This window comes from Deltaproteobacteria bacterium (assembly GCA_021737785.1).
Lineage (GTDB): Bacteria > Desulfobacterota > DSM-4660 > Desulfatiglandales > Desulfatiglandaceae > AUK324.
Window position 1 is genome coordinate 26889 of sequence record JAIPDI010000033.1, and the last position, 18411, is coordinate 45299.

Here is an 18411-nt window from a genome sequence, read left to right on the forward strand (position 1 = left end):
CTCAATAATGGGGGCGAAACAGTCTTTGTGTCGCATCTCTTTTCCATCCACTCAGTCGCTGTGAAAATGCAAGAATACGGCCTCTGCCAGGCCCCGGCTGATCCCCGGTGCCTGCGCCAGATCCTCTATTGTGGCATCAGCGATAGCGTTGATCCCCTTGAAATACCGGAGTAACCGGGCCTTTCTCTCCTTACCGATGCCGGGAATTTGATCCAGTTCAGACTGTGTCATATGTGTTTTCCTCAACTTCCGGTGGTAGGTGACCGCCCGCCGGTGTGCCTCATCCCGGATCCGCATCATCAGCAGCAACACCGGATGCCCGGCCTTCAGCATGAGGGGATTTTTTCTTCCGGGGAGATAAATCTTGTCCCGCGGGTCGCGGGCAGGGTCGTCCGGCTTGGCAATGGATATGACTTCGGGCATTGGAAAATCGCCGCGCATTTTCTTGGAACCTTCCGTCTTAGCACGAACATAGGCCTGTTCCTCCAAGACACGCCGGATCGTGGCAAGATGTCCTCTACCCCCGTCCACCAGAAAGAGGTCCGGCAATGGACCTTTAGCGATTCTTCTTTTCATCACCTCGGCCATCATGCCGTAATCGTCGATGATCCCGGCCTGCCTGATCCTGAAGTTCCGATATCCGGCCCGGTGGGGTGCCCCCTCTACAAAAGAGACAATGGTCCCAACCGCCAACCCCCCCTGAAAATTGGAGATGTCGAGCCCCTCGATCCGCCTCGGGGGGTGTGCAAGTCCCAGAACGGATTCGGCGGCGGCCAGGAGGTCCTGTGTTTGAGCTGCTGCATGGCCGACAAGGAGATTTTCGGCATTCGTGACGGCCATCCCGGTAAGCTTTCGCTTTTCGCCCCTCAGCGGTCTCTGGATGACCACCCGCTTTCCGATCAGTCCGGAGAGCCAGGCCCTAATGGGGACGAGATCCTCGATGGGCTCGGAAATGAGAATCCTTTTTGGAATGAAGGTCTCCCTTCCGTAGTATTGTTTCAGAAAGGCCTCCATGACCTCAGGAGAAAGCGCATTCGCTTCTTTGATGAGAAAGTCTCGGGTTCCTGTCAGATAGCCACTTCGGATAAAGAGGACCACCACCTGGCACATCCCGTCTTTTTGCGCCAGCCCGATCACATCCTGGTCCTCCAGTTGGTGGGACACGACATACTGGCGTTCCACGGTCTTTCTTATCGACCGGATCTGATCCCGTATACCGGCGGCCTTTTCAAAATCCAGGTTCCTGGCCGCCTCAGCCATGTCTCCTTCGAGGGCCGCAATGAGTTCTTGACTGCGGCCTTCCAGAAAAAGCCGGACCCGTTGAACGATCTCTTTATATTCCTCTAAAGGGATTTCGTAGGTGCATGGCGCAAGACATTGATTCATTTGAAAATTAAGGCATGGCCGGTTCCGTTTGCGCAGGACCTGGTTCTTGCACTTGCGCAGCTTGAACACCCTGTCGATCAGCTTTTTGGTGCTCCGCACCGAATTGGCTGAGGAAAAGGGTCCAAAATAGAGGGCCCCGTCTTTCTTGATCTTCCTGACAATGGCCAGTCGCGGAAAAGGCGTTTTCACATCCAGACAGAGGCAGGGATACTGTTTGTCGTCCCGCAGGATGATGTTGTAGCGGGGCATGTGTTTCTTGATGAGATGACCCTCGAGAATGAAGGCCTCCTGTTCGGTATCGGTGAGGATGACGTCCAGGGCACTGGCCCGCTTCATCATCCTGGCGGTCTTTGCCGAGGCGTCACCGTTGGTCCTGAAATAGGAGAGGACCCGTTTGCGGAGGCTTTTGGCCTTGCCCACATAGATGGCCCTCCCCTCATGGTTGATGAAAAGATAAACCCCCGGCGCATCCGGTAATGTGTTGCGCAGCACCTTGGGGTCCAGTTCATATTGGGCGTGATCCGTGGATTTCATATTGAGGCGTGCCTGAAATGAACTCAAGTACTTAAATAGTGTCTGAACGAAAACCCGGAAATCCAAAAAGGGTGGAATCGAAAACTTGGTTTTATGAATTTCAACTCTATTCCATCAATTCGGAATTCGCAATTCCTCAATTCGCAGTTGTGCCTGAATCACGCCAAGGCGTGATTTTCGTTCAGGCACTGCGAATGGATCTCATATTCCTCTGTTTCTGATCGCGCAAGCCGTCACCTTTCGCGCTTCACCTGTAACGGGTTGCAATTTTTAAGGGTAAATGATACCTATATCTTCAGTCAACATCATTGTCATTTCCCTACACCGGTGTGTTCAAATATGAAATCTCTTCCGATCCCCTTCTTCTTTATCGCCTTTTCCCTCATCATGGGCGGGTGTTCCGTAATGGGACCCAAAATGCCGCCCCTGGCCTCCGTTGAAGGCGTTCCAGGGCATTTCGCCGAAGGCCGCATCATCGACCTCAACAGGGGGAATTCCATATCCTTTGAAGCGCTTATGGACAATTTACAGGAAATCGATCTGATCTTTGTCGGCGAGGTGCATGACAACCCCGAGCACCACCTGATAGAGGTCCAGATTCTTCAGGCCCTCACGAGCCGTTACGGTCCGCTGACCGTGGCCATGGAGTTTTTCGACACCACGCAGCAACCGGCATTGGACCGGTATATTAATAAAGATAGCAATGAGCCCGAATTCCTCAACGAGGTGGGGTGGGCCAAGGGATGGTCCTTCCCCTATCATTTTTACCGGCCCCTCGTGGTCCCGGCCCGAGAAAGGGGAAACCGTCTCATCGGGATCAACCTTCCCCACAGGGTCGTCCGAAAGGTGGCCAGGTCAGGTCTCGAGAGTCTCACTCCGGAAGAACGCGGCCACGCGGCAGAGGAGATCGATCTCAATAATGAGGCCCATCGTCAGTACCTGAGCGAGGTATTCACCCACCATTCCCATGGTGAATTGGAAAATTTCGACTTTTTTTATCAGGCCCAGTGCCTGTGGGAAGACACCATGGCCCGAAACATTGCCCGACACCTGAAAGAAAATCCCGGTAAGATGGTGGTGTTTACCGGAAACGGCCACATCATCCACAGATTCGGGATCCCGGACCGAGTCCTGGGCCGCATGCCGGCAAAAATGGCGACCATCCTGTTATATCCCTTGACAGAACGATTGATCCTCAATAATAACATGGCGGACTACGCCTGGTTGACAAGTGGATGTTCCGCCGGGAGGCACGGCCACCTAACCATGAAATTACGAAACCTGGGAGAAAAAGACAAAAATGAAAATAGCACCGGAAAAGATAGATGACTTAAGCCCTGAAAGACGAAAATCGGTCATGGAGCGATCCATGGAGGATATCTCGTCCATATTTGAAGATGTGCGCACCATCGTGAATGATGTAAAAAAACATGGCAACGCGGTCGCCCTGGCCCATTACCGGAAACATAAGTCGGATATCGCCATTGCGGACCTGGAGGTCTCCCCGGCTGAAATAAGGGAGGCCTATGACAGTGTGGATTCGAGGGTTGTTGACTCGCTTAAAACCGCTGCACAAAATATTACCCGATTCCACACCGCCCAACTGGAGCGAGAGATGTGGGCGATTGAGGTGTCGGAGGGTATTTTAGCGGGCCGGGTCAGCAGGGCCATGGATATCGTCGGTTGTTATATCCCGGGGGGTACGGCAGCATATCCCAGTTCCATCCTCATGACCGTTCTTCCGGCCAAGGTGGCGGGCGTCGCCAGGATCGTGGCCGTCACCCCGCCAGGTAAAGGGATGACCGCCAATCCCGCCACCCTGGTAGCCGCTGATATTGCCGGCTGCGATCAGATCTTCAAGGTCGGGGGGCCCTGGGGGGTCGCAGGCCTGGCATTCGGGACCGAGACCATGCCGAGGGTCCACAAGATCGTCGGCCCGGGAAACAAATATGTCACGGCGGCAAAGATGCTGGTTTACGGACAGGTGGACATTGACTCGCCTGCCGGACCCAGCGAGGCCCTCATCCTGGCGGACGATACAGCCGATGCCGAATGGATCGCGGTTGACTTTCTCTCCCAGATAGAACACGATCCCGACTCTGCGGCCGTGCTGGTGACCCCATCCGAAGCACTGGCCTCGGCCGTCTGCGAGATCATCGAACGGGAATATGAGGCCCTCCCCCGCAAGGAGATCTTCGAGTCCTCTCTTTCCAGGCATTCCTATGTGCTGATTGCCAGGGATATGGAGCAGGCCGTCGAGTTTACCAATGAGTATGCCGCAGAGCACCTTCAGATCCTGACCCAGGATCCGTTTATCACCCTCAACCGGATCAGACATGCAGGATCCATCTTCATGGGGCCCTACGCACCGGTCCCGGTGGGCGACTATGCTTCCGGAACCAACCATGTCCTCCCCACCGGCCAATGCGCCCGCATGTTTTCGGGTCTTTCGGTGGATGACTTTATCAAGAAGCCCACCTTCCAGTATCTGAGCAAAGAAGGGCTCGCCAGTCTCAAAGACACGGTCGTAACCCTGGCCGAGGCCGAAGGACTTCCGATTCATGCCCGGGCGGTCAAGGCCCGATTTGAATAGAAACCCAGCATGTATCAGACGCTCTGGTGCAATCTGAAACATATAGGCTTTTATTTTGGAACAATTATTTTAATCACTGAGGGAGGTGTTAAAAATGGCTGAAATCAAGGGATACAACATGCCGGACGAGCTGTACTATCATGAGGAACACAGTTGGGCCAGGGTGGAGGGCACCAAGGTGACGGTCGGGATGACCGACATGTTCCAGAAAGAGGCCGGGGATATTGTCTTTGTGGATCTCCCCGAAGAGGAAGATGACGTCAGCCAGGGCGAGACCTGCGGAAAAATCCAGTCCAGGAAATGGATCGGCAAATTAGTGGCCCCTGTTTCCGGTGAAATTGCGGAAATCAATGAGGACCTGGAGGAAGACACCAGTCTGATCAATTCGGATCCCTACGGGGAGGGGTGGATCCTGGTGATCAACGCAGAGGATGAAGACGATCTTCAGGCAGAGCTTAAAAACCTGATCCACGGCGATGCGGTTTCAGACTTTGTGGACCGGGAAATCGCCAGAACAGAGGAAGAACGGGCCAAGGCCGAGCAGGGATGATCATTGCGTATTGAATATGGAAAAATGAATAGTGATGATCTCGTAAAGCGTCAAAATCCACCGGTATGCTGTTGCAGCCATGGGAACTGCAGGCTTTCGACGCTCCTTTCTGTGCATCGTGCGTCTTTTCGCCATGCAGTGGATATCGGATAAGACCATGTCCCGAGAGTGGCGGCTTTTCAGAAATCTCGAGAGGTCGGTCTCCACTGCCGAAGGTCTGGCAGTGGATGACACCCTCCCCCAGTCTGTTGCGCAGCACGGTTCGCCCCCGATCCTCCATCTGTACACCTTTGTCCCCTCCGGTATTGTGGGAAAATACCAGGATATCGAGGCGGCCCTCAAGATAGATCGGTGCAGGGCCCGGAAAATCCAATATAATCGAAGGAGCACGGGCGGCGGGACCGTCATCATGGGGCCGGAGATCGTGGCCCTGGGCCTGGGGATTAACGTGGATTATCCGGGGCTCAAAAAGGGTGTCGGGGGTGTATTTGAATCTCTCAGCCGGGTTCTCATAGGCGCACTGGACCATGTGGGCATCCAGGCCCGTTTTCAGCCCAAAAATGATCTGGAGGTAAACGGTAAAAAGATTGCGGGGTTGTCCGCCGCGTCCGAGGCAGACACCTGTCTCTTGTTTCATACCAGCCTCCTGGTGGATTTTGATATCGGCCTGATGACCGACATTATGAATACCCCGGTCATCAAACTGGAAGACAAGGGCTATAACTGCTTCAGCCAGCGCATGACCACGGTTCGCGATGAACTGGGCCGCGGCCTCCCGGTCGCAGAAATGATGGAGGCGATCAAGACCGCCTTTGAAGAGGGATTCGGCATCGCCTTCCGGGAAGACAGCCCGGATGAATGGGAACAGGATTCCATCCGCCGACTGATTGAAGAAAGGTACACCCAGGACGAATGGATATTTTCCCACCGGCATCCCAGGGCGAGGATGGGCGTCGGAAAGCTCAAGACCCGGGCCGGTCTTCTGGAGATCTATCTCTCCCTCTCTGGCGCTTCCATTGAACACGTCCTTATTACAGGGGATTTTTTTTCCACCAGTGAAGACCTGCATCGCATCGAAAACGCCCTCAAGTGGACATCGGCCCGCAGGGAGAGCATCGAATCCAACATCGCCGCTGTGTGGCACGACGATATGATCTATGGACTGGATGTATCAACGCTCACCGAAGCCATCCTGTTGGCCAAACAGAATCAGGTGAGACTGTGACAAGGCGCAAGGCATCAGACACAAGACGTGAGGGGCTGAAGGCTGAAAGCCCAACAGGAAAAGGCGGAATCGGTTATCAGTTATCGGTTATCTGAAGAGACAACACCATGGAGTCAGCGAATTTGCCCGACAAACTCAACTAACTCAATAAACCCAAAGAACCCGCAACCAGTAATGCGCAACGAGCAACCAGTACCCATGCCTAAAGAACAAAGCCCTGATTATGCCAAGATGAGCCATGCCAGCGCCCTCTCCCTCGGTCTGATGAGGGGACGGATGTACCGGGGCGCGGTCAACCGGTGCGTCAACCTCCTGGTCCATTATCCCGAAGGATGCTCGGCCAACTGCGCCTACTGCGGGCTCGCCAAGAAACGGCCCGGGACCTATGCGGAGAAGAGCTTCATCCATGTGGAATGGCCCCTCTACTCGATGGAAACGATTATCGACGCCATCAACAAGGCCCCGGCTTACGTGACGCGGACCTGCATCTCCATGATCACCAATGGCAAATGCAGGGCCCACACCCTGCAAATGACCCGCCGCCTCACGCAAGAGACGGCGATCCCCGTCTCCATCCTCATCAGCCCCACCCTCCTGGAGAAACAGGACCTGACAGAAATGAAGGACTGCGGGGCGGATAAGATCGGGGTAGCCATAGACCTCGCTACCCCGGAGCTCTTTGACAAATTCAGGGGAAAAGGGGTTTCAGGCCCCCATAAATGGAAAAAATATTGGGCAATTGCCGAGGCAGGGCTGGAGGTCTTCGGAGCCGGCCACGTGGGCGCCCACCTCATGGTGGGCATGGGAGAGACCGAGCAGGAGATGACATCGCTCATGGACCGGCTGTGGCGAATGGGGATCGTCAGTCATCTCTTCTCTTTCTTTGCCGAGGAGGGCTCCAGTCTGGCCCACATGTCCCACCCCCCCTGGTCCGCCTATCTGAGGATACAGTTGGCCCGTTACCTGATTGAAGAGGGCGTGATAAATTTCAACGACATCGATTTTGATGCGGCAGGACAAATCCTTGACTTCGGGCTTTCCCCCGGCAGAATCGATGAGATCGTGGCATCGGGCACACCCTTCATGACCACCGGATGCCTGGGCCCGGACGGCAAAGTGGCCTGCAACCGTCCGTTCGGCAATTGCCTCCCGGACGTTAGGCAATGGAACTATCCCTATCTTCCCAATCAGGAAGAGACGGATCTGATCCGCCTGAATATTTTCAGGACAACCGTCTGATTTCCTGAAAAACACTTTGACAGAAAGATCCGGAGGTATTAAGGTAAGGGTTTGTGATCGGGCCGTTAGCTCAGTTTGGTAGAGCAGCGGACTTTTAATCCGTTGGTCGCGCGTTCGACTCGCGCACGGCCCACCAGCAATACAAAGGACTTAGGTGATAAAACCTGGGTCCTTTTTTCTTTTTTGGGCCAAATGCTGCCCAAAATAGAAAGCCGCAGGGTAGCAGTTTTGAACCCTGTGAAACCCTGGAAACTCGAATGAACGTAGTAAGCTCAAGGTGGCCGGCACCGACGAGATCCGCTTCTGGATCGTGACATGGGGGTCAAAGGCTGAGGTTCTGGAACCCGAGCTATCAGGGAGGAAATCAGGACAGAGCCGGAAAGCATGGCGAGGCTGTATGAAGAGCCTATCATGGTCTCGGTTAAAGGCCTTCAAGGAGTCGTCCCGTTGGGACGTGCCCTGATGAGGGCGGGGGCCAGCGCATCCCGCTCCTGCCTCACCTGCAGCATGACAATGGCGCCCACCACCATGGCCCCTCCGACCATCTGAAGCGGCGCCAGCCCTTCCCCCAGAAAAAGATAGGCAAAGAGTCCGGCGGAGATCGGCTCCAGCGTTGCCGTGATGCTGGCGCGGGTGGACCGGATCAGATTGATCCCCATAAAGAAGAGGGCAAAGGGAAGGACGGTCCCCATGACCGAAACATAGAGCATCCATGCCCACTGACCCAGGGTGTATCCTGCATGAAGATAGTGAAAGGGGGGGTAGAAGATGTGCCAGGAAAGGGCTGCAAAGAGGAATGCATAAAAGAGCACGGTCCAGGGGGTGTACCGGTGCATCCCCTTCTCACCCAAAAGGGTATAGGCGGCAAAGCAAACCGCCGAGGCCAGGGCCGAAACAATCCCCAACCAGTTCATCCTGAGCAGATCAAGATTATATCCCCCCACCACGAGGCAGCACCCCATCAGGGAAAAAAGAAGAGCCACGAATTTGGTCGGGGTCAGGCGTTCACTCCAGAAGCAGACCGCGTAAAAAGCCACCAGGATCGGTGCCAGATACTGGAGAAGGATGGCCGCAGCCACCTGTATCTTGCTGACTGCGTAAAAATAGGTGATCTGGACCAGGGCCATGGCGACCCCGCCCAATAAAAGGAAATAGAAAAGGTCTCTGCCGCGAATTCTGAACAGTGTCCTGTCTGAAAAGAAGAACCCCACGGCCAACAGGACCGTCGATACCGTTACCCGGATCTGCACCAGTTCAAAAGGGGTGATGCCCCCGGAGAAGAGGGACTTTCCGGCCACCCCTGACGAGGCCCAGAGGACCGCGGCCCCGACGACATAAAGATATCCTTTAACAGGGTTTGGCGGCATGACATTTTCCCGATAGTTGAAACAGCCTGGCGGATCCGTGCGAAAGCACCGCAACGGCAATTCTCATTGTGTTATGGAAAGATTACCCTGCAAGAGAGGCTTCCCAGCCGCCAAACATCGTGGCAAGATGCCGCTCACACAGGATTGGCGCTCCAAGGCTGCTTTATAATGAGAATTGCCGGCATCCCGGATGCCCTCTTGCAAACAGGGGCCAAAGGTTGTTATGGTAGTGTAGGCGCAAGGCATGAGGCACAAGGGCTTAGGTCCATCGGCCGTCAGCCAGAGCTATGAACCATTCGCCATTCACCAGCAATCGGCAACTCGATGTCAATCATCAATCGTCAATAGAGAATCCAAAGTCTCTGCCAGGGGTCATAAGAGATGCCTCATCTGCGGGGAAATGCTTCGTCCCTGCGCGCACACATATTGCGCGTGCTTCAGGAGAAAAACAGCGATGCGCCCCTTTTTCCCGATGGGGTCTCCGCGTCCCCGGCCGCCTCTGCCGTCCTGCTCCTGTTAGGCAGGGAACCCGTCCGGCCGGGGGTGACTCCCGAACCCTGTCTCATTTTGAACAAACGATCCATAGAGGTGAAGCAGCCGGGAGATCTCTGCTTCCCCGGCGGCCGGATGGCCCCGGGTTTGGACATCTATCTGGCCAGGATACTCCGCCTTCCCCTCTTTCCCCTGGCCCGCTGGCCTTACTGGCAGCACTGGAAGGGCCTCCGGCCCACAGAGGCCCGAAGACTCTCCTTCCTTCTTGCGGCCAGCCTCCGTGAAGGGATCGAGGAGATGCGCCTAAACCCCCTGAGAGTGACCTTCCTCGGCCCCCTCCCCCGCCAGAAGCTCGAGATGTTCGATCGGGTCATCTACCCCATGGCGGGCTGGACAGATCAAAAACGCTTCTTCCCCAACTGGGAGGTGAAAAAAATTATCTATATCCCGTTCCGGGATCTGTTGAACCCGGATGGCTATGGCTGTTATCGTCTGCAGATGGGGCCCGGACCGCAGATCGGGGGCAATCAGGGATCACCGCGGGTCACCCGGGACTTCCCCTGTTTTGTGCATCAACTGCCCGACGAACGGGAAGTCCTCTGGGGCGCCACCTATCGGATCACCATGCTCTTCCTGGAACTTGTTTTCAGCTTCACTCCGCCCCCGCTAAAGACGCGGCCCATCATTGAAGGGGCACTGGATGACACATATATTACCGGGGCCGGGAGATCGCAGACCGCGTAACCCTTATTGGTTTTTTCCCTCTTCTTTCAGGAAGAACCGCCACTTGCAGAACATGTCTTCAGGATGGGGATCCGGGGGCGCAAACAGACATTCGACCTGAATCCGATCGTCGACTGCACGGGCGAACCCTTCAAACTCCCCCCGGTGCATCTCTTTGCACACGTACTCCTCCAATCCCCTCTTGAGCCGCGCCTCCTGGGTGGGGCAGGTTTTAACGGATATAATCACCTCTTTTTCCAACGTTTCGATGTCATACCCCACCAGGATGCACCAGGGGAACAGCCTTAGCGCCTTTACAAACCCTTCCAGCCCCTTTTCCTGGATATCAAATCTGGGCACAAGGTCCTTTGCCGCCATGCCGGCCACCCGACTCCAGACCTGTTCATTGAGGCGTTCAGCAGTCGGCTGGTCAAAGTGTTGGGCCACATAAATAAACCAAAAGGCATCGGTCACCCGGTAGTGCCACAGGAGAAACTCAATATATTTTCTGAGCTCAGGGGCCTCCATCTCATCAAAGATCTCAAGGTCCATATCCCCTCCGAATAGGATTTGTGATGGTCGATGTGTGGTTGTCGATTGAATAACAGTTTGGAAAAAGGCTGACCCCAAAAATATCTGCTTCAAGTACGCAAATGGGTTAAGGCGGTTGTCGCTTCGTTTCGGTTCCAGTGCCCATTTACAGGTCGAGCATGCCGGTCGGGGCAAGCAAGGACGGCAGGATGCCCCTGATCGCCAGGTGCCATGCCCGTCCCACACCTTCCAGGGCAGCATCAAAATCCCGTTTGGTTCGAACCAGCTCGGACATAAGGACCCGCTTCAGCAACAGCATTTTCAAAAGATGGAAAGGGCGTACACGCGCGTTCTGATCGATGCAGTCGAAGAGATCGTGGGGAATCGAACAAGCGGCCGGATCACTCACGGCCCGAAAGGCAAAAAAGGGGAGACCCGCGTTCCCCGCGGCCGCGGCTACGGCCGCACTCTCCATGTCCACGGCCAGTGCCCGGGTCTTTGTGAAGAGCGCCTGTTTCTCCCCTGTCGAAAGGACAGGCCTTTGAACGGTAATGATGGGGCCGCGATATACAGGGAATCTTCTGTCCGTGAGCGCCCCATACGCCTTGTCCACACCTGCAAAACTCACTTCCCGCGTCTCATTTATCGGATTGCCATCGTCTTGAATCACCGAGTCGGCAAGAACCAGGTCTCCGGGCGCAAGGTCCGGACAGAGCCCCCCTGAGACCCCTGAAACGGCCAATCCCGACACCCCTTCGCCGATCAGCCACTTCGAGGCCGTTGAGGCGTTTTTCGACCCCATGCCTGAGCGCACAACAATGAGATGGGTGCTGTCGGTGAGGCGGGAACGCCGGAAGAGACACCCTCCGGCCTGCTGCCACCGGCCGTGCCCGATCAGGGCCCTTGCCTCGGCATTCAACGCAACGACCAGGCCTACGGCCGGATTCATGATCTGATTTTTAATGCAGGGAAGGACCAACCGGCCGGCGATGCAAGGCTTACCTCTTCCTGCCGGGTGGATCTCCCGGCACGAAGTCTCCGGTATTCGCCCAGGGCCCAGAGAGGGAAAAACTGAGCATAGCCGTGATAGCGCAGATAAAAGACATTGGGGAAACCGGTACCGGTGAAGATCTGTTCGTCCCACCTCCCATCACTGTCCTGATGGGTGAGAAGGTAATGGATCCCGCGCTGAACCGCCGAACTCTCCACTTCGCCAACGGCCATGAGCCCCAGCAAGGCCCACGCGGTCTGGGATGGCGTACTCTCCCCTTTGCCGGCCAGGGAGGGATCTTTGTAGCTGTAGCAGGTTTCTCCCCACCCGTTGTCGGGATTCTGGCACGATTTCAACCAGTCCACCGCCTTTTGAATATACGGTTGGGATACATCCTCGCCCAGACGGCCGAGGCCTTTGAGCACAGACCAGGTGCCGTAGATGTAGTTGACGCCCCACCGGCCGAACCAGCCCCCGAATGTCTCCTGTTCTCTGCGGAGAAACTCGAGCCCCCTGGCAACCGGCGGGAAATCACGACCATATCCGAGCATGGCCAACATCTCGATGCAGCGCCCTGTCAGATCGGATGTGCTCGGATCCAGGAGCGCCCCATGATCGGCAAAGGGGATGTTGTTCAGGTACAGGTAGTTGTTGTCGATATCAAAGGCCCCCCATCCCCCGTCAGAACTCTGCATGCCGATCACCCAGTTGACCGCCTTTCTGATGTTTTCCCGATGGGCACCCTGATTCAAGGCCCCTGCCCGAAGCAGCGCCATAAGGACCATCGGCGTGTCGTCGACATCCGGGTAAAGGGTGTTTTCAAACTGAAAGGCCCAGCCTGCCGGTTCCAGATCAGGGGCCCGATAGCTCCAGTCCCCGGGGACCCGTATAAGGTTCTCAAAGAGCCAGTCTATGGCCTTTTGGACCGCCTCATCTTCAGGGGCCGTGCCGGCCTCGAGCATCGCCGATAGACTCAGGCACGTATCCCATACGGGAGAGACGCACGGCTGGCAACAGGCCTCCTCTCCGTGATCCACCAGAAGATCGTCGATGGCCTTCAGCCCCCGGACAACATCGGGGTGATGATCCGGATACCCCAGCACCCTGAGGGCCATCACCGCATTGGCCATGGCCGGAAAGATGGCGCCGATGCCCCCCACGCCCTGCATCCGCTCCACGGTCCAGCGTTCGGCAAGCCGGATGGCCCTTTCCCGTGAGGGCCTGGCGATCAGGGGATCGGCCATTTTGAGGATGCGGTCCAGAAAGATAAACAGGTTTTTGATCAGATGGCGGGGGATCAGGTGATCCAGGTGACGGAGGTCCTGGGGCGATTCCACGAACAACTCGGATACGCCTTCCTCCGGCCGCAGCTCACAGACCGGGTGCTTGGCATTGAGGATCAGAAGAGGGACGATCACGGTCCGGGACCAATACGAGACTTTCCGAAGATGAAAAAAGAACCACTTCGGCAGGAGCATGATCTCCACCGGCATGGCAGGGGTCGTCCGCCAGAGGACCTGACCGAACAGGGCCAGGGTGATCCGGGTGAAGACGTTTACCCTGGCGGCGCCCCCCAGGCCCAGAATAAACTCCCGCGCCCTGACCATATGGGGGGCGTCCGGCGAGTCTCCCAACTGTTTCAAGGCAAAATAGGCCTTGACCGAGGCGCTGATATCGCCCGCGCCCCCATAGTAGAGGGGCCAGCCGCCGTCTTCGAGCTGTCTGTGGCGCAGATACCGGCCGATCTTTGCTCTGAGTTCAGGGGTGGTCTTGCGGCCCAGAAATCGCTGAAGCAGGATGTATTCCGACGGGATAGTCGTGTCTGCCTCCACGTCGAAAACCCAGTATCCTCTGGCGTTCTGGATAGACAGAAACCGTTCCCTTGCCCTCTCGATGACCTCATCCAGTCGTTTGACTGCGAACAAAGAGGTTGTGGGCGCCGCCGCTTTTGCAGCGGCCTCCGGGACAGGGGCAGATTCGTGGGTGGGACGCGGAGCTCTTTTTGAGGTGGTAAAGGCCTTGAGCGCTGTACGAATACTCTGTTTCATTCACTCGCCTCAACTGCTTCATTAAGAAATAGCGCCGTCACCATCTGATCACCCCTCGAGCTATTAAAAGAAAGACCCATTCGGACAATCTTTCCGTTTCGTTCGAATTTACATCTCAAAATGCTGTCCCTCTTCCTGTGATGCGTCCTGCTGAAGCTGGTGCAACAGGGTATACACTCGGCTTCTGAGCCCCGGCCAGGCAACAACTACCCTAACAGAGACCCAGAAAAACACAGTTATAAAAAATCCCGCATAATAGAGCACTACACCTGGAGCGGGGTGCAGATTTCTGCAACATGTTACGACCCATATATATGAAAATTTTTAAAAATTCAAGTAAAATTAGCAGGGCGGACGCGTTTTGTTCTGTCCCCTGTTCAGCAACCCAACCGCGCTCACCGTTATGGTTACGGTATTGAATGTTTCTTCCACCTTCCCTTTGAGGATATAAGGACGTGCCGCGTTCAACATATGGCAATATCTGTGGTACACCTTGGGGAAAAATACGGCCTCATAAGGGGCGGTAAGGTCCTCAAAGGTCATAAATTTCATCGGTTCCCCCTTTTGCGTATGCACCGTCTTTCCGGTGACAGGCCATCCGATGAGGGTGACCTCCCTGCCGATCCGGGAAGAAAGGTCCCGGGCCCGGACATAATCGAGGCTGTTCAGGATATCCCCATAAAGGGCAAGGGGGTGGACCGAAAGGACAAAGCCGAAGACCTCGGCCTCATGCTGCAGCATGACCTGCCTGGGATATGGCGCCCGGGATCCGGCGGCGCCGGGCCCCGGGGCAGGGGCCTGCAAATGGCGAAACAGACTGTCCGAGTGTTTTCCCGTTTCCCGGGCAAAAAACCGGAGCGCCTCCCACATGAGTCCGGGTCTGGAGGTATCCCGGGCAACGCCGTCAAAACAGCCCCCCTTGATGAGGGCCTTGACGTCCTGAAGATGGAGATGGGGTGTGGTTCGATAGAGAAAACTGTCAAGGGAGACAAAGGGTCCCCGCTTCATCCGTTCATGGACAACGGCTTCCCTGGTCTCCTGAGAAAGGCCCTTCAACTGCATCAGACCGACCCGGATCTGCCGGTCTCTGCCGATATAGGGAATCTCGCTGCGGTTGATATCCGGGGGGAGGACCTGTATCCCCATACGCCTCGCCTCGGATATATAGCTGAGGGTGGTGTAGTAGCCCCCCTGGTTGGAGATGACCGCTGCCATGAATTCGGCCGGGTAATGGGCCCTGAGCCAGGCCGACTTATAGGCCACCAGGGTGTAGCTGGCGGAATGGGGTTTGCAGAAGCTGTACCCGTCAAAGCCGATCATCATCTGCCAGACCGCCTCAATGACCCCCCGGTCCACCCCCCGGTCAGAGGCCCCCTGGACAAACCGGGCATAAAAATCCCTCAGCCGTTTTTCCTTATGCTTCTTGCTGACCGTCTTTCTGAGGGTATCGGCCTCGCCGGGGTCGAATCCGGCCAGGTGAACCGCAGCCTGGCTCAGTTGTTCCTGAAACACCATCACCCCCAGGGTCTCTTTCAGGACCGGCCCCAGCAGGGGGTGGGGCGGGGACCAGGGTTCCCCGTGAAGTCTGGATATCCAGGTGTGGATGCTCTGATTGGCGCCGGGTCGGATAATGGAGGTGACGATCACATTGAGAAGAAAGTGGTCCAGGGCCATATACCGGTCAAAGGTAAACCCGGATCTGAGCTTGCTCAGGACCTGCCGGGTGGCAGGGCTTTCAAAATAAAAAACCCCGAACGTATCCCCTTCATAAAAGATCCGTATGGTCTTTGGGTCGCTGAGGGGGTTCAGGGAGGCATAATCGATGCGCTGGCCGTAATTTCGCTCCACCAGGCCGAGGGCGTCCCGAATGACCGACAGACTCCGGTTTCCCAGGATGTCGATCTTGACGAGGCCTGCCTCCTCCACCGAATCCTTTTCCCACTGGAGGACCTGCCGGCCGTTATGGGCAATCTCCACCGGACAGTGCCTCCGGATCTCATCCGGAACGATCACCACCCCGCCGCAGTGCGTGGCAAGGTGATTGAAATGTCCCTGCAACTGAAAGGCCGCGGTCAGGATCTCGTCCCACGGTTTGCCAAAGGCCACCCCTCTCATCTTGGGATGACGGGCCAGTTCCTCCCATGCCCCGCTCAGATGCCATCCAAACCCGACCTGACGGGTCACCCGACCGATCTCCGCATCGGTCAGGCCAAAGACCCTGGCCACCTCCCGGATAGCTGATCGGGGGCCGAGGGTATTGTGATTCGCCACCATGGCCGTGCAGCGGTTGCCGTATCGGGCAAAGACCGTGTCAAACACCTGATCCCGCTCATCCCAGGGTACATCCACATCGATATCCGGGGGGTCCATCCGGCCGGGATTCAGGAACCGCTCGAAGAAAAGATGGTGTTGGATCGGGTCCACATGGGTGATCCCCAATGCATAGGAGACAATGGAGGCCGCGGCGCTCCCCCGGCCGCAGGACCGACCCGCCATTTTTGTGATGTTCTCAACCACCAGAAAATACGAGGCGAATTCCTTTTCCCGGATGATTCGCATCTCATGCGCCAGTCGCGCCGTCACCTCAGGGGTCATGCTGCCGTATCGCCGCCGGCACCCGTCCATGGCAGCCCCATAGAGTCGATGATACGCCTCGTCCGGGTCTAGGCCGTCAAAGGCCGGAAAGATGATCCGGTCCATATCCCAGTCCACAAGGGCCGACTCCGCCGCCTTCACGGTGTTGGCGATGGCCGCAGGGGCGTGGGGATACTGGTCGATCATGTCCTGGGGGGCGTTTAAAAAGCTGTGTTCCCGGCAGGTGTCTTCAGTCGAAAGTCTGGAGAGCTTGGTGTTCAGGAAGACGGACCTCAGGATCCGGTGGAGCCGGAACTGGTCTTTTCTGAGCATATAGACCCGGTTGGTAGCCAGGGGAGGGATGCCGGTCTGGCGGGAAAAGGCATGGCAGCGGGCCATCTGCCAGCCAGGGGACATCTCCACAAAGAGATCCCGGAGGGCATCCCGTTTAAGGGCCTTGAGCAGGCTGAAATCGTCGGAAAAGACAATGAGCCCCCGACGTCGTTCCCTGAGGGACCGAACCAGGTCAAAATCGTCATGGCAGTGAAGGGCCGAGAGGAGGTGGCACAGGTTGGCATACCCCTCCCGGTCCTTGACGATCGCCACCGCCCGTCGACCATCGTGCAGGAGTTCGCTCCCCACGATCGGCGCAATGCCCGCCTCTTTGGCCATCCTCACAAAAAAGACCGTTCCGTAGATGCCGTTGGTATCGGTCAGGGCAAGCCGTTTTATGCCCAGGCCCTGGGCCGCTCCACAGAGTTCCTCGATGGTGGCGAGCCCCCAGCCCCTGGAATAATCGGAATGAACATTCAGATGGATGAAGGACATGATGTAGGCGTTAGGCACAAGGCATTAGGCGTTAGGCGCAGGGCGTTAGGCGTGAGGAAGAAGCCAAAAGCTCAAAGCATCCACCAAAGAAGTGGCCGGACGCGTCTCTGATCGTTGTTGGCAGTGTGGCCGTCGGGGCTGCCCTTGCGCCTTGTGCCTCACGCCTTGCTTTTTCCATACATAATACCATTTTCTCCATACCGGTCCCGAATGCGGTCCAGGGTCCGGGTGAGCACGGATCGTCTTTCTTCATCCGGAGACGGGGCGTCAAAGAGGGTCAGTTGCGGGTCGGGCCGGGAAAATTCCCAGAACCATGCCTTGATGAATCCCACCCGGACCCGCCGGGTGCATTGCTTAAAAAATAATGCTTCCAACGGGGCGTAGAGATCATGATCCTGGAAACCGGGCCGGGGCAGTTTCAACCGCCCTCCTGTTTCCACATGGTCGGCATACCGGATGCGCAATCCGGCCTTCCGGGGGATCAGCCCCTGTTTTCGCATCCGCCGGCCGCATGTCTCCACCAGCCGATAGAGATATCCCAAGAGCCTTGGATCATCGACCTCTTCCTGGGGGAGGGTGATCACTTCGGCGATCACCGGCACCCTGGACAAGGGATACACCGGCGTGGGATCGATCCCCAAGGCCCTCTCATGGATCATATAGGCCTGCCGGCCAAAGATGAGTGCCAGACGGTTCAGATCCAGGGCCGCCAACTGTCGAATGCGGACGATGTTCAGCTCCTCTGCGAGGAGTTTCCGGCGTACAGGGCCGATGCCGGGCATCAGTCCGACCTTCAGGGGGGCCATGAAACCGGCCTCCCGGCCATGATCCACGTTCAGCACCCCCTCGGAGGGAACGGTCCGGGACGCGATGCTGGAGACCATTTTATTGCCGGCAACCCCGGCAGTCCCCATGAGACCCAAGCGCTCCCGGATCTCGTTCCTGAGACGACATGCCGCGTCTCTGGCCTTTCCCCAGAGCCGCTCTGTACCGGTAAGATCCAGATACATGTGCCCCGGCCCGCAGGGTTCATATCGGGGCGTGTATCGGGCCGCGACCCGGGCAAGCTCCCGGCAGGCCTGTTCCGCGGCCCGCGGATCCGGGGAAAGGATTGTCAGGCCCGGACAGCATGTCCGGGCCTTTTGAAGCGACATCCCCTTGAACACCCCCTCGCTACGGGCCTCCCGGGAAACAGACAGGACCAGGGAGCGCCCTGACCGGCCCGCGGCCATGGCCACGGGCCGGTATCTCAACTCCGGCCGGGAGATCCGGGCCACGGCAATGGGGAGGGCGGGTACATGAAAATGGATGATGTGGCGGGGCATCGGTT

Annotated in this window: 13 protein-coding genes and 1 tRNA gene; 7 read left to right on the forward strand and 7 right to left on the reverse strand. The window is 56.8% G+C overall.

Annotated elements, in window-relative coordinates; translation table 11 throughout:
* Nucleotides 1-51 precede the first annotated feature (51 nt).
* Nucleotides 52-1920: an excinuclease ABC subunit UvrC gene (gene uvrC, locus K9N21_16055; GenBank protein ID MCF8145431.1), complete on the reverse strand. Its 1869-nt coding sequence runs from the start codon at nt 1918-1920 to the stop codon at nt 52-54.
* A gap of 339 nt (nt 1921-2259) precedes the next feature.
* On the opposite strand from uvrC, the gene K9N21_16060 reads away from it, so the two are divergent.
* The 6 genes from K9N21_16060 (at nt 2260) to K9N21_16085 (ending at nt 7663) form a co-directional block, all read left to right on the forward strand.
* Nucleotides 2260-3249: a ChaN family lipoprotein gene (locus tag K9N21_16060; GenBank protein ID MCF8145432.1), complete on the forward strand. Its 990-nt coding sequence runs from the start codon at nt 2260-2262 to the stop codon at nt 3247-3249.
* The gene (gene hisD, locus K9N21_16065) at nt 3221-4513 is read left to right on the forward strand and encodes a histidinol dehydrogenase (GenBank protein MCF8145433.1); all 1293 of its coding nucleotides are present in this window, start codon (nt 3221-3223) and stop codon (nt 4511-4513) included. The genes K9N21_16060 and hisD overlap by 29 nt, the downstream gene beginning before the upstream one ends.
* A gap of 94 nt (nt 4514-4607) precedes the next feature.
* Nucleotides 4608-5063, forward strand: coding sequence for a glycine cleavage system protein GcvH (gcvH, locus tag K9N21_16070; protein ID MCF8145434.1), 456 nt, complete (start codon nt 4608-4610; stop codon nt 5061-5063).
* Nucleotides 5064-5142: 79 nt separating this feature from the next.
* Nucleotides 5143-6288: a hypothetical protein gene (locus K9N21_16075; protein MCF8145435.1), complete on the forward strand. Its 1146-nt coding sequence runs from the start codon at nt 5143-5145 to the stop codon at nt 6286-6288.
* A 198-nt stretch (nt 6289-6486) separates the two neighbouring features.
* Complete coding sequence (locus K9N21_16080) at nt 6487-7527, forward strand: radical SAM protein (GenBank protein ID MCF8145436.1); 1041 nt, start codon at nt 6487-6489, stop codon at nt 7525-7527.
* 59 nt (nt 7528-7586) lie between these two features.
* A tRNA-Lys gene (locus tag K9N21_16085) sits at nt 7587-7663 on the forward strand.
* 295 nt (nt 7664-7958) lie between these two features.
* On the opposite strand, the gene K9N21_16090 is transcribed toward K9N21_16085, so the two are convergent.
* Nucleotides 7959-8894 carry an EamA family transporter gene (locus K9N21_16090; protein MCF8145437.1) on the reverse strand — a complete coding sequence of 312 codons (936 nt, stop codon included), beginning with the start codon at nt 8892-8894 and terminating at the stop codon, nt 7959-7961.
* 381 nt (nt 8895-9275) lie between these two features.
* Here K9N21_16090 and K9N21_16095 point away from each other — a divergent pair, with 381 nt between their 5' ends.
* A complete protein-coding gene (locus K9N21_16095; GenBank protein ID MCF8145438.1) occupies nt 9276-10130 on the forward strand; it encodes a CoA pyrophosphatase in 855 nt (284 codons plus the stop codon).
* A gap of 3 nt (nt 10131-10133) precedes the next feature.
* On the opposite strand, the gene K9N21_16100 is transcribed toward K9N21_16095, so the two are convergent.
* The 5 genes from K9N21_16100 to K9N21_16120 all read right to left on the reverse strand — a co-directional run bounded on the left by K9N21_16100 (nt 10134) and on the right by K9N21_16120 (nt 18406).
* The gene (locus tag K9N21_16100; GenBank protein ID MCF8145439.1) at nt 10134-10661 is read right to left on the reverse strand and encodes a DUF6125 family protein; all 528 of its coding nucleotides are present in this window, start codon (nt 10659-10661) and stop codon (nt 10134-10136) included.
* Between the two features lie 145 nt (nt 10662-10806).
* Nucleotides 10807-11589: a hypothetical protein gene (locus K9N21_16105; protein MCF8145440.1), complete on the reverse strand. Its 783-nt coding sequence runs from the start codon at nt 11587-11589 to the stop codon at nt 10807-10809.
* Nucleotides 11586-13679, reverse strand: a complete 2094-nt coding sequence (gene shc / locus K9N21_16110; GenBank protein MCF8145441.1) for a squalene--hopene cyclase — start codon at nt 13677-13679, stop codon at nt 11586-11588. The genes K9N21_16105 and shc overlap by 4 nt, the downstream gene beginning before the upstream one ends.
* Before the next feature lie 342 nt (nt 13680-14021).
* Nucleotides 14022-17081: a DNA polymerase III subunit alpha gene (locus K9N21_16115; GenBank protein ID MCF8145442.1), complete on the reverse strand. Its 3060-nt coding sequence runs from the start codon at nt 17079-17081 to the stop codon at nt 14022-14024.
* A 158-nt stretch (nt 17082-17239) separates the two neighbouring features.
* Entirely contained in the window at nt 17240-18406 is a 1167-nt protein-coding gene (locus tag K9N21_16120) for a DNA polymerase IV (protein MCF8145443.1), read from the reverse strand.
* Between the last annotated feature and the right edge of the window lie 5 nt (nt 18407-18411).